A 12,449-nucleotide genomic window follows, 5' to 3' on the forward strand; every position below is an offset into this window, starting at 1 on the left:
GGCAGCTTGCGCACTTGTCTATCCCTACGGTTACGTCGCGGTCCCGGGCAGTCCCTCTCAGTGCCAGCCAGGCCAATCACATCGTGAAGGTCGGGTTGAACATGAAGTTCGGCGGCGACCCGAATGCTCGCTTCGACGACTACGCGCTGCGCGGCAGCCTGCGTGAACAGCCGGCAATCGCGGACGCCGAGATCGGCGCAAGGGTCTGGTACAGCTTCGGTCGCTTCCAGAAAGACCTCGGTGCCGGCATCGAGCAAGGCCGCCAGAATGTCCTGGTGTCGCGGTTGACCTACGATACCACTGCGGCATCGGGCGAGTTGTTCGGCCGCATCGATGGACCGTCGGATCTGTTCCTCAAGGGCTTTGCCGGCGGTGGCACGCTCACCAAAGGCAAGATGAACGACGAGGACTGGCTGATCAATTATCAGACGGTGCCGTATTCCAACACGCTGTCCGACCCGGTGAAGGGCAGCATCGCCTATGCGACGATCGATGCCGGCTACGATCTGCTGCGCGGCCGTGCCGGCCGGTTCGGCGGCTTCGTCGGCTACAATTATTACCGCGACAACAAGTCGGCCTATGGCTGTGTACAGTTCGCCAATCCCAACGCCGGCTGCATTCCGAGCTTCCCCGCCACGGTTCTGGGTATCACCGAGAACGACACCTGGCATTCACTCCGAGTCGGCATCAACGGCACGCTCGCGCTCGGCTATGGCCTGACGCTGACGGCGGACGCCGCGTATCTGCCTTACGTCAAGTTCTTGGGCACCGACAATCACCTCCAGCGCACCGATGTCGCCAACACAGCGTCGCCGGAGCGCGGCACCGGGCAGGGCGTCCAGCTGGAAACAATTCTGTCGTATCAGTTCAACAACGCCTTCAGCATCGGCGCCGGCGCGCGGTACTGGGCGATGTGGGCGACCACCAATGCCTACACCAACGCGTTCGGCACGCCATGCCCGTGCCAGACGCTGCCGTCGCGTACCGAACGCTATGGAACCTTCCTGCAGGCGGCCTACAAATTCGACAGCCTTTAACGGTCATAAGCCTGCAGCAAGAATCCGCTGGGCAGCCGCCGGCTTCTTCAATAGGGTGCGCGCCAACCAAAACACTGGGAGGCTCGCTACCATGCACTTCAGACTTCTCACGGCCGCGCTCGCGGCTACCGCGCTGGTCAGCATCGGCGCCGCCGCTCCGGCCACCGCGCAGGGCGTGAAGATCGGCATCCTCAACGATCAGTCCGGCGTCTACGCCGATTACGGCGGCAAGGGCTCGGTCGAAGCCGCCAAGATGGCGGTCGAGGATTTCGGCGGCGAAGTGCTCGGCCAGAAGATCGAGATCGTCTCGGCCGACCACCAGAACAAGCCCGACACCGCGATATCGATCGCGCGCAAATGGTACGACGTCGACGGCGTCGACATGATCACCGAGCTGACCACTTCGTCGGTGGCGCTGGCGGTGCAGGATCTCTCCAAGGAAAAGAAGAAGATCGATATCGTGGTCGGCGCCGCGACCTCGCGCATCACCGGCGACGCCTGCACGCCCTACGGGTTCCACTGGGCGTTCGACACCCACGCGCTCGCGGTCGGCACCGGCGGCGCGCTGGTGAAGGCCGGCGGCGACACCTGGTTCTTCCTCACCGCCGACTACGCCTTCGGCTATTCACTGGAGAAGGACACCAGCGAGGTCGTCGAGGCCAATGGCGGCAAGGTGCTCGGCTCGGTGCGGCATCCGCTGAACTCGTCGGACTTCTCGTCCTTCCTGCTGCAGGCCCAGAGCTCCAAGGCCAAGGTCATCGGCCTCGCCAATGCGGGTCTCGACACCGCCAACTCGATCAAGCAGGCGTCGGAATTCGGCATCGTGCAGGGCGGCCAGAAGATGCCCGGCCTGCTGATGACGTTGCCGAAGTTCAACGGCTTCGGTTTCAAAGCGGGCGCAAGGCCTGGTGCTGACCGAAGCCTATTATTGGGATCGTGACGACAAGTCGCGTGAGTTCGCCGAGCGCTATTCAAGCGCACCCAGCGGATGCCGAGCATGATCCAGGCCGGCACCTATTCGGCGACGCTGTCTTATCTGAAGGCCGTCAAGGCCGCCGGCACCAAGGACAGCGACGCGGTCGCGGCGAAGCTGAAGGAATTGCCGGTCGACGACGCTTTCGCCAAGGGCAATGTCCAGGCCAACGGCCGCTTCGTCCACGACATGTATCTGTTCGAGGTCAAGAAGCCGGAAGAATCCAAGAAGCCGTGGGACTACTACAAGCAGCTCGCGGTGGTTCCCGGCAATCAGGCTTTCCCGCTGGCCAAGGACAGCGGGTGCCCGCTGACGAAGTAAGCGATTTTCGGCTTAGTTCAGGCTGCGATGAAGCCGGCGCTCCACCAGGGCGCCGGCTTTTGCGTAATCAGTTGCGACGAGCACGGCGCAACCTCTCCCGCTTGCGGGAGAGGTCGGCCCGGCGTAGCGCAGCGAAGCCGGGACGGGTGAGGGCACTCCGCTCCGCGAGTCGCTGACTCGGTGCCCGCGTCGCCCTCACCCCAGCCCTCTCCCGCAAGCGGGAGAGGGAGCAGGCTGTGCTCGGAATGGCGCTGTGCTCGTGTCACGCCCCCAGCATTTGATGCACGACGCCATAGACCGAGCCGCCCCACAGGATGGCAGCGGCGACCATCTGGACGGCGAAGCCGGCGCCGCGTTTGGGGGCGGCTTCCGTATAGCCGATCATGTAGATGATGCGGCCGACGATCCACAGCGCGCCGAGCCCGGCCGCGAAGGGATCGCTCAGATAATACGCGAACAACCACATCGATGGCAGGAAGATCGGCAGCCATTCAAGCGTATTGGCCTGCACGCGAAACACCCGCTCGAAATCCGCATTGCCGCTGATCGCCGGCGCCTTGACGCCGTACAGCATGCGCGCGCGAGACACCTGCAGCGTGGTGTAGAAGTAGAACATCAGGGCGAGCAGCGTGACGATCGTGACGTAGTGAAACATCGCAGAGCCTCCCGTTTCTTATCGTTCGTTCCGGCTGATGCCGCCGGTTGATGTCGTGCAGATTGGCCCTAATAGCCCGTCATCTCAAGATACCCGACGCCGGTTTGATCTCCTTCGAACGAAATAGGGCCCTCCCAATAGGCAAAGCTGGTCGCCATGAAGGCCTGCGGATTGAGGGGCTTGGTCTCGACGGTGAGGCCGTGCGACCGCAGCTGCACGCGCCAGCGCGTCGGCAGGCTGCGCTGGCCGATCTCAGTGAAGCCGAGCGGCTCGAGCGCAATGGCGTCCGGCGCCAGCTGCTGCGAGCGGCCATCGGTGCCGATCCAGTTGCCGGCGAAATACGCTCCGCCGTCTTTCTGGCGCAGCCGAAACAGCATCACCTTCTCGCCCGAGCCGAGATGCAGCGACAGCCAGTCCCAGCCGGTCTGATCGGAGGCGAGCGGCTGGCTCGACCATTCGCGGTCCATCCAGGCGACGCCCGACACCTCGACCGGCTTGCCATCCAGAGTCAGCGTGCCTTGAGCGGTGAAGTACGGCTGGCTGTAGTAGTACGACGCCTGGCCGCGCTCGGATTTGCGCGAATAGCCCTGCTCGCCTTGCAGCACCAGATCGTGGTCTGAGGTTAGCCGCAGCGCGTAGCTGAAGTCCTTGCCGGCGGCGGTGACGTCGAGCGGCGACAGCGTCGCCGCTGCCATCGCGACGTCGCCGCGCAGCGCCCAATTATCGATGAAGGCTACGAAGGGTTGCGCCGTGACGCCGGCCTGGCCGATGCCGCCGCGGGCGAATTTCTCGGCGAAGCGATGCGCTGTGGCGCTGGTCGCCGCCGCATGCGCCATCCAGATCTGCTGATTGTCCCAGCCCTCGCGCTGCGGTCCAGGCGCCATCGCCTGCCGGAACAGCGTCCACTGTACGCCGTAGGCGTTGCCGGCCGCGTCCTTCAGATTGGCGGTCAGGTACCACCACTCGATGCGGAAGTCGGGATGCGGGCCGTGATCCTGCGGGAAGATCAGCTTGCGCCCGGGCACGACGGGCGCGAACCCGCCGGCTTCGCCGCCAAGGCCGGCAAAACCCTGTGCGGAGGCGCGTCGGCTGCCGAGGCTCGCGGCGAGCAAGCCGGCTGCGAAGGCGCGGCGTGTGAGCCGGCTAGCGCTCATCGGCGAATACCTTCACCAGCTGTGCCGGCTGCATGCGCAGCAGCTTGAGGATGGGCAGCGCTGCGGCGACCAGCGACGCCAGCAGCGCGACGCCGAGCAGCTTGAGCAGCTCCAGCGGAAATACCTCGAACGGCAGCCGCCAGCCGAACGCCTTGACGTTGACGACGGCGATCAAGCACCACGCGACCAGGAGCCCGAGCGGTAGCGCCAGAAGCGCTGTGATCGCCGCCATCGCCAGCGTCTTCATCAGTTCGACGAACGCCAGCCGCCGCCGCGTCAGCCCGATCGCCCACAGCGGCGCGAGCTGCGGCAGCCGCGATTGGCCGAGCGTCAGCAGGCTGGTCAGCAGCGCGACGCCGGCGATGCCGAGCGTGAAGGCGTTGAGCGCTGTCGTCACCGCAAAGGTGCGGCTGAAGATCTGCTTCGACACTGCCTTCAGCGTCGCCTGATCGGCCAGGCTGCGTTCGCCGAGCTGATATCTGTCGCGCAACGCTTCGACCAGTTGCGGCACCTGGGCGGGATCGACCCGCAGGCCGAAGCGGGTCTGCGCCACGTCGGGGAAATGCTTGATCAACCCGTTGAAGGCGACGCCGAGCTGTCCGCGCGGGTTGCCGTAGTCGGCGTAGATCGCCACGACCTGCAGCGGCCAAGGCCCGCGATCGGTCGGTACGGTGACGTGATCACCGATGCTCAAGTGCAATCGGCGAGACAGCTGCTCGCTGACCAATGCCGCCTCGCCGGTCGCGACGCGGTCCCAGACGTCGGCGGTGTGTTCGAGCAGCGGCCAATTAGTGCGGTAGGTCGCGTCGTCGGCGAAGCCGATCAGTTCGGTCGGGAAATCCTGCAGCTTCACCTCGGCCCGCGCGCCCGGCAGGATGGCGCGAACTTCGGGGCGGGTCTTCAGCCAAGTCTTGATCTCGGCGGCCTGCTGATCGTTGGCGGCGTTGAGATAGATCTCGGCGGCGAGGCGGCCGTCGAGCCAGCGGTCGAAGGTGCGGCTGAAACTCTCCACCATGGTGCCGACGCCGACATTGACGCCGAGCGCCAGCAGCAGTGCCATCAGGGCGAGCGACAGGCCGGAGAGCTGCAGCCGGCTGTCGGCCCAGAACCAAGTCGTCAGCGGCCCGCGCGCGCCGCGTTCACCTGCCGCCAGCGCCAGCGCCAGGATCGCCGGCAGGCCGAGCGCAGCGCCGAGCAGGATCGCGGCCAACACGGCGAAGCCGGCCACCAGCGAGTCGCCGCGCCACAGCAGCACCAGACCGATAATGAATATCAGCAACGCACCGCCGCCCTGCAGCAGCAGCCAGCGTTGCTGCGCCTGCTGCCACGGATACGCCTGCGCGGCGGCCAGCAGCGGCATGCGCGCGGCTTTGATCAGGCTGGCGGACGCAGCGCCGAGCGTGCCGATGATGCTGATGGCGATGCCGGTGAACCACCATTGCGGCTTGAGAGATAGTTCGCCCGGAATCTGCGCGCCGTAGAGCCCGCGGAGCGACGCGGCAACGTCGGGCAGCAGCGTCGCGGCGATGAAGTAACCGCAGACCAGGCCGATCAGTCCGGCAGCCAGCGCGATCAGCGTCAGTTCGACAATCATCACGCCATTCAGCAGTCGCGCCGAGGCGCCGCAGGCGCGTAGCGTGCGCAGCATCGGGCGGCGTTGTTCGAAGGCGAGGCCGATCGCCGAATTGACGATGAACAGCCCGACCAGGAACGACAGCAGGCCGAAGGCCGTGAGATTGAGATGGAAACTGTCGGTCAGCCGCTCGAGGTCGGTCTCGGCCTCGGGCTGCACCAGCTGCAGCCGGTCGCCGACGACCTGCTGCAGCGGCGCGCGTGCGCCGATGTCCTTGCTGCCGACCAGGAGGCGCGACACGCGGCCCGGCATGTCGAGCAGCCGCTGCGCGGCACCGATGTCGACGACCAACACGCCGGGTGCGAGTTCGGCCTGCGCCTTCAGCGGCGGCAGCTTCGCACTGCTGGATATCTCCGGCGTGTCGCCGTCGTGGAGTTCGAGTTCGCGTAGCGTCTGCGGCGACAGCAGTGTGGCGCCGGGCGACAGGACAAAGCTCTGCAGATCGGCCGTGCCGAGCGCCGGAGCGGCGCTGGCTTCGATCGGCAGCGACAGCGGTTCGATACCGAGCAGCCGCAGTGACCGCGTGCCGATGCGGGCGCTGCCCTCGACCACGGGCGATACCGGCCAACCGGCGCGGCGCAGATCGACAAAGAGTTGTTGCGGAAATGCGTTGCCGTCGGGCGAAACCAGCATCGCGGTGCGGTTGCCGCCGAGCGCGGCGGCGGCGCGATCGTAGCTGCTCCGCGCCTGCGCATTCAGTGCCTGCACGCCGCTCCACAGCGCGGTCGCGGAGATCAGGCCGATCAGCAGCGTGGCGAATTGCATCGGATGCCGTCGCCAGTGGCTGAGCAGCACCGCGAGGATCCACAGCGCGCGGCTCAATGGATCAGACCTGCGCGCAGATGCACCTGGCGATCGAGCGTCGCGGCGAGCCGATCGCTGTGCGTCACCATCAGGAAGCCGCAGCCGGTGCGGCGGACCAGATCACTGGCCAGCGCCAGCACCTCGTCGGCGGTGGCTTCGTCGAGATTGCCGGTCGGCTCGTCGGCCAGCAGCAGCAGCGGCTTCACCGCCAGCGCACGGCCGATCGCGACGCGCTGTTGCTGGCCGCCGGAAAGTTGCTCCGGATAGCGCTTCTGCAAATGCCCGAGGCCGAGCCGCTCGATCAGTTCGGCATGCCACGCATTGTCTTGGCGGCCGGCGAGCCGCGACTGAAACGCCAGATTGTCGGCGACGCTCAGGCTCGGGATCAGGTTGAACTGCTGAAAGACGAGGCCGAGCCGGTCGCGCCGGAATGCCGCGCGGGCGGCGTCGCTCATCGCCGAGACAGCTTCGTCGCCGAAACGGATGTCGCCGGAATCCGGCTGGTCGAGCCCGGCGATCAGATGCAGCAACGTCGACTTGCCGCTGCCGGATTCGCCGGTCAGCGCCACGCGCTCGCCGGGGCAAAGCGAAAAGTCGACGCCGCGCAGCACCGAGACGCGGTCCGGTCCAGACGAGAACGATTTGGTCAGCCCGGTGACACGCAGCATCGGCGCGCCCGGCATTGCTTGAGGGGCACAGGGCGCCGCGCGGTCTCGAGGCTGATCCGGAGAGGGTTCGACTGACATTGCGGCCGATATGGTTGTTGGAAGCGCTGGCCTCAATGAGGGTGCCGCATTTTGCAATGCACGCGAGATTGCATTCGTGCAGGAACAATGGCTAGCATCTGCGACAGGTTGGCATAAGCCGGCCTCAAGCAATCGCCGATACAGGCGCGCGTAAAAAAATCGGGAGGCCTGCCTTGGCGGAGCAATCGACGCCGAAGGGCGCGTGGAAGATCACCTTCCTGCTGTTCCTTTTCATGGTGGTGAACTTCGCCGACAAGATGGTGGTCGGCCTCGCCGGCGTGCCGATCATGCACGAACTGAAGCTCGATCCGGAACGTTTCGGACTGCTCGGTTCGTCGTTCTTCTTCCTGTTCTCGATCAGCGCCATCGTGGTCGGCTTCATCGTCAACCGGGTCGAGACGCGCTGGGTGTTGCTGGCGATGGCGGTGGTGTGGGCGTTGGCGCAGTTTCCGATGGTCGGCAGCGTCAGCTTCACCACCTTCCTGATCTGCCGCGTCATTCTCGGTGCCGGCGAGGGGCCGGCGTTTTCGGTGGCGGCGCATGCGATCTACAAATGGTTTCCTGATCACAAGCGGACGCTGCCGACCGCCATCCTGTCGCAGGGCTCGGCGTTCGGCGTCATCCTCGCCGTGCCGGCGCTCAACTGGATCATCGTCAATCATTCCTGGCACTACGCGTTCGGCGCACTCGGCGTGGTCGGCCTGATGTGGGTGGTGGCCTGGTTCGCGCTCGGCAAAGAAGGGCCGCTGGTCCACAGCGCCGCCGCGGCGGCGGCCGAGGTGCGGATCCCCTATGGGCGGCTGTTGACCTCGCGCACCTTCGTCGGCTGTGTTGCCGCGACGTTCGGGGCCTATTGGGCGCTGTCACTGGGCCTGACCTGGTTCACCACCTTCGTGGTGCAGGGCCTCGGCTTCACCCAGCATCAAGCCGGGCTGATCTCGATCGCGCCGTGGGTGTTCGGTGCCACGGTCGTGCTGATCACCGGCTGGTTGTCGCAGCGGTTGATGATGCGCGGCGCCTCGAGCCGCATCGCCCGAGGCGTACTGGGCGCGGCCCCGCTGGTGGTCGGCGGACTGATCGTGCTGGGCATGCCATATATCGACAGCGCCGGCCTGCGCATCGCCGCGCTCGTGATCGGCACCGGCCTGTGCGGCTCGATCTATGTGGTGTGTCCGCCGATGATCGCCGAATTCGCGCCGCTGTCCCAGCGCGGCGCCGCGATCGCGATCTATGGCGCGCTGTACACGCTGGCCGGCATCGTGGCGCCGCTGGTGATGGGCAACGTGATCCAGCACGCCGGCTCGCTCACCGCCGGCTACATGACCGGCTACACCATCAACGGCATCGTACTGATCGTCGCCGGTCTGCTCGGACTGCTGCTGCTGTGGCCGAACACCGAGCGTGCGCGGCTGCTCAATGCGGGCCGCGAAGCCGAACTGGGCTTGCGCAAGCCGGCCTGACTTCAGGCGCGGGCCGGTTCGCTGGTGCGGCGTTCGTCGGTTACCATCGCGAGCGCGACGGTGAGGCTGATGAAAAGCACCGACGCTCCGAACACCCAGTGCGGCATGGCCTGGTCCATGATCCAGCCATACAGCAGCGGGCCGATGATGCCGCCGACATTGAAGCCGGTGGAGACGATGCCGAAAGCCCGGCCGGCGCCGCCGGGCGGGGCTGCGGCCCGCACCATCATGTCACGTGACGGCGTGATCACGCCGCCGAGGAAGCCCGCCGATGCCATGGCGGTCAGCAGCAGCCACGACGGCAGGGGCAACAGCGCGATCACAAGCGTGACGACGGCGTTGAGCGCGAAGCAGGCCGCGGCGAGCTGGCTGTGCCGCTCGGTGCGATCGGCCAGGAAGCCGCCGGCCAGCACGCCGACCGCACTGGCGCCCAGAAACGCCGTCAGCGCCATGTTGGCGATCGCGTAGGAGCTGCCGTAGCCGGTCATCAGCGCGACCACGCCGAAATTGCTGATGCCCGAGGCCGACAGGCTGAGCAGCGCGAAGAAAAGCGTCAGCATCAGAATTGCCGGCGTGAGAATGCGCGGCGGCGCGCTGTCATCGGCGCGTGGCTTGGCCTTTGCGTCGGGCAGGCGGGCGACGATCAGCAGCAGCGCGGCGAGCGGACCCGCAGCACCGGCGACGATCAACGTGGCGCTGCCGCCGACGCTCGCGACCAATGCGGCGATGATCGCCGGCGCCATCGCGCCGCCGAGGAAACCCGAGAACGTGTGCACCGAAAACGCGCGGCCCATGCGGTTTTCGTCCATGTGGGCCGAGAGGATCGCGTAGTCGGCGGGATGATAGACGGCGTTGGCGAGGCCGAGCAGCGCCGCGCCGGCGATCAGCCACGGATAGGTCGGATGCAGACCGATCATGATCAGCGCCGCGCCGCCGAGGCACAGGCCGGCGATCAGGATGCCGCGCGCGCCGACGCGGTCGACCAGATAGCCGATCGGCGCCTGCGTCAGTCCGGATACGACGGCAAACACAGTCAGGGCGAAGCCGAGCTCGACGAAGCCGGTGCCGAGCTGCTGTTTCAAGTAGGGGAACAGCAGCGGCAGAACCAGCATGTGAAAGTGGCTCACCCAATGCGCGACCGAGATCGAGCCTAGCGTGCGCAACGCGCTGTCAGGCTTGGCGCGCGGCGCCGCGGCGAGGATGTCGACCATTGTGAGAGGCTGATCCGGCTTGGGGAATCTGCTTGAAGCGGCTCACACCATGGTAGGGGTGCCGATGTGCGCAGTCCATGGACGGTTGCGCATGGAGCCAATCTCGCCGTTGCGCGGCTTGCTAAGCGCGTCCGGCAATCTGCCCGATGCGAGGGCGGCGCTCCTGATTGAACAGAAAAGTGGCGTCGCCTGATCCAGCTATCAGAGCCCGCGCTGTTCGTCGTCGCGGTCGCGCGCCGGCCCGCAGATGTCGCCGGTCTCGTAGAGGTCGTCGTCCGAGGCGGCTTCGGGCGCCGGCGTCTTGGGCACGTCCTTGGTCGGCGGCTTAGGCTCGGGTTTGGATTTGACCAGAGACAATTTGCTGGGCTTGTGAGAGCCGGTCATGGTGCTGTCCTTCGCCGGGCGGGCCCGCATCGGCGCGGACCCCGGCTGCCACCCTGTTTGAACCGATAATACCGCCCAGACTAGCCGGGATTTGGCTGATCCGGCACGCGATTTTCGCGGGCTCGGCGGCGGTCAGGTGCGGAAACCGCCCTTTTGCTGTTCCGCAAGCCAATCCGACAGCGCCTGGCGCTTGTCCTCGGCGGATTTGCCGGTCTTCTTGGCGGTGCTGGTCTTGGTGCGCTTGCCGGCGGCTGTCCTGCTCGCGGTCTTCGTGGCGGATTGCGGTTGTGCGGCTTCGCGCGCGAGCCGCAAGGCTCGCAGCCGCGCCATGTTGTCGAGCACCGCCTTCGACGAGGCTTCGCGCTCCGCTTTGACATCATCCGCGCCGGTCTTGGTGCGCGCGCCGTGTTCGTCCTGTTCGTTGGTCATTCGTCCCGTTCGGTCTTGCAGTCCTGGAAAAAGAGGCGGCGTGATAGCATGAAAACCGCGCAGCGACAGCCTTTCGGCGCCGAGTCGTCTCATACCTTGTTCGCGTTGACGTGATCGGCCGAACCCGCGGCCGGACCACAAATGTGCCATATCGCGTCGCCGCGCAAGACTGAGACGTGCATGAGTGTCCGGCCGCGGTTTTGAATCGGCGCGAGCTGCGGCTATGAGCAATGAACTAACAAAAGGATGCGGCCCGCATGGCTGAATATGTCGTCGAGTTTGGCAAAGACGGCAGACCGGTCGAAGCGGATGGCCGTCTCGATGCGGCGGCGTTTCATCGCAATCGTGAGCCGATCCTCGCCGTATTGGCGGGCCTGCTCGCCGGCCGCAGCGGTGACGCGCTCGAAGCCGGCAGCGGCACCGGCCAGCACATCGTCGCATTCGCGCGTCAGCATCCGGACCTCGTGTGGTGGCCGAGCGATTTCAACGAGGCGCATCTGCGCAGCATCGCGGCATGGCGCGCGCATGCGCAGCTCGGCAATCTGCAGCCGCCGCAACGCATCGATCTGGCTGATCCATCATGGTCGGTCGCAGGCGCGGAAGGCCGTGAGCCCGGCGCGCTGTCGGCGATCTTCTGCGCCAATGTCATTCACATCGCGCCGTGGCGCGTCGCCGAAGGCCTGTTCGCCGGCGCCGGCCGGCTGCTGCGCAGCGACGGCCTGTTGATCCTGTATGGGCCGTTCAAGCGCGACGGCCACCACACCGCGATGTCGAATGCGGTGTTCGACACCAGCCTCCGGGCCGCCGATCCGGAGTGGGGCGTCCGCGACATCACCGAGATCTCGGGACTGGCGAACGCGGTCGGGCTCGGGCTTCGCGAGACGATCGAGATGCCGGCCAACAATCTGATCCTGGTGTTTGCCCGAGCCGCGCCGGCATGAGCCCGGCGCATCGCCAACTCCCTGGCGCCGCTGGTTGATCGGCCGGCGGCGGTGCATATGATGCGCAGCCGCTGCGGCCCCGCAGTCGCATTGAAGGACCTCGATCTTGACGCTTGATGCGACCGCGAACGGCGACATCGTTGACGATACGCGGGCGCGCGCCAATGTCGTGCGGCTCACGGCCGCGCAGGCGCTGACGGGCGCCAATGCGGCGGTGATCTTCGCCACCGGGGCAATCGTCGGCGCCCAGCTGGCGCCGAGCGTCTCGCTGGCGACGGTTCCGATCTCGATGTACGTCGTCGGCCTCGCGCTCGGCACGCTGCCGACCGGGATGATTGCCCGCCGCTTCGGCCGCCGCGCTTCGTTCGTCATCGGCACGGCATGCGGCGCCGTCACCGGCGTGCTCGGCGCTATCGCCATCCTGTATGGCTCGTTCGAGCTGTTCTGCTGCGCCACTTTCATCGGCGGGCTCTACGCAGCGGTGTCGCAATCCTATCGTTTCGCCGCCGCGGATGGCGCCAGCGCGGCGTATCGGCCCAAGGCGATGTCGTGGGTGATGGCCGGCGGAATCTTTGCCGGCGTGCTCGGTCCGCAGCTCGTGCAGTGGACCATGAATATCTGGCAGCCCTATCTGTTCGCCTTCAGCTACGTTGTGCAGGCCGTGGTGGCGCTGATCGCGATGGTCGTGCTGTGGGGTGTCG

At 66.4% G+C, this 12,449-nt stretch carries 11 protein-coding genes and 1 pseudogene; 5 read left to right on the top strand and 7 right to left on the bottom strand.

The window, feature by feature from the left end; all coding sequences use genetic code 11:
* Positions 1 to 83: 83 nt before the first annotated feature.
* Positions 84 to 1,037, top strand: coding sequence for an omptin family outer membrane protease (locus tag I5M_RS19325; RefSeq protein ID WP_244432052.1), 954 nt, complete (start codon positions 84 to 86; stop codon positions 1,035 to 1,037).
* 91 nt (positions 1,038 to 1,128) lie between these two features.
* A pseudogene (locus I5M_RS30160) lies at positions 1,129 to 2,331 on the top strand (ABC transporter substrate-binding protein).
* A gap of 262 nt (positions 2,332 to 2,593) precedes the next feature.
* Here I5M_RS30160 and I5M_RS19335 read toward each other — a convergent pair.
* The 4 genes from I5M_RS19335 to I5M_RS19350 all read right to left on the bottom strand — a co-directional run bounded on the left by I5M_RS19335 (position 2,594) and on the right by I5M_RS19350 (position 7,245).
* On the bottom strand, positions 2,594 to 2,986 hold the full coding sequence (locus tag I5M_RS19335; protein ID WP_022722903.1) for an MAPEG family protein: 393 nt from the start codon (positions 2,984 to 2,986) through the stop codon (positions 2,594 to 2,596).
* A gap of 68 nt (positions 2,987 to 3,054) precedes the next feature.
* Positions 3,055 to 4,140: a lipocalin-like domain-containing protein gene (locus I5M_RS19340; protein WP_022722904.1), complete on the bottom strand. Its 1,086-nt coding sequence runs from the start codon at positions 4,138 to 4,140 to the stop codon at positions 3,055 to 3,057.
* Entirely contained in the window at positions 4,130 to 6,595 is a 2,466-nt protein-coding gene (locus I5M_RS19345) for an FtsX-like permease family protein (protein ID WP_022722905.1), read from the bottom strand. Before I5M_RS19345 ends, I5M_RS19340 begins: the two co-directional genes overlap by 11 nt.
* Positions 6,592 to 7,245 (bottom strand): ABC transporter ATP-binding protein, encoded by a 654-nt coding sequence (locus I5M_RS19350; protein WP_031337081.1) that lies wholly within the window; start codon positions 7,243 to 7,245, stop codon positions 6,592 to 6,594. The genes I5M_RS19345 and I5M_RS19350 overlap by 4 nt, the downstream gene beginning before the upstream one ends.
* Before the next feature lie 251 nt (positions 7,246 to 7,496).
* Between I5M_RS19350 and I5M_RS19355 the strand changes: the two genes are divergently transcribed.
* Positions 7,497 to 8,783 (top strand): MFS transporter, encoded by a 1,287-nt coding sequence (locus tag I5M_RS19355; protein WP_022722907.1) that lies wholly within the window; start codon positions 7,497 to 7,499, stop codon positions 8,781 to 8,783.
* A 2-nt stretch (positions 8,784 to 8,785) separates the two neighbouring features.
* Here the strand turns inward: I5M_RS19355 and I5M_RS19360 are convergent, their stop codons facing one another.
* The 3 genes from I5M_RS19360 to I5M_RS19370 form a co-directional block, all read right to left on the bottom strand.
* Complete coding sequence (locus I5M_RS19360; RefSeq protein ID WP_022722908.1) at positions 8,786 to 9,994, bottom strand: MFS transporter; 1,209 nt, start codon at positions 9,992 to 9,994, stop codon at positions 8,786 to 8,788.
* Between the two features lie 201 nt (positions 9,995 to 10,195).
* Positions 10,196 to 10,378 carry a hypothetical protein gene (locus tag I5M_RS19365; protein WP_148287908.1) on the bottom strand — a complete coding sequence of 61 codons (183 nt, stop codon included), beginning with the start codon at positions 10,376 to 10,378 and terminating at the stop codon, positions 10,196 to 10,198.
* Positions 10,379 to 10,510: 132 nt separating this feature from the next.
* The gene (locus I5M_RS19370; RefSeq protein ID WP_022722910.1) at positions 10,511 to 10,807 is read right to left on the bottom strand and encodes a hypothetical protein; all 297 of its coding nucleotides are present in this window, start codon (positions 10,805 to 10,807) and stop codon (positions 10,511 to 10,513) included.
* 257 nt (positions 10,808 to 11,064) lie between these two features.
* On the opposite strand from I5M_RS19370, the gene I5M_RS19375 reads away from it, so the two are divergent.
* Together I5M_RS19375 and I5M_RS19380 are read left to right on the top strand one after the other, a co-directional pair.
* On the top strand, positions 11,065 to 11,748 hold the full coding sequence (locus I5M_RS19375) for a DUF938 domain-containing protein (RefSeq protein ID WP_022722911.1): 684 nt from the start codon (positions 11,065 to 11,067) through the stop codon (positions 11,746 to 11,748).
* 103 nt (positions 11,749 to 11,851) lie between these two features.
* Positions 11,852 to 12,449 (top strand): MFS transporter (locus I5M_RS19380; protein WP_148287909.1); only part of this gene is annotated, 598 nt, incomplete at its 3' end.

Source organism: Rhodopseudomonas sp. B29 (genome assembly GCF_000333455.1).
GTDB lineage: Bacteria > Pseudomonadota > Alphaproteobacteria > Rhizobiales > Xanthobacteraceae > Rhodopseudomonas.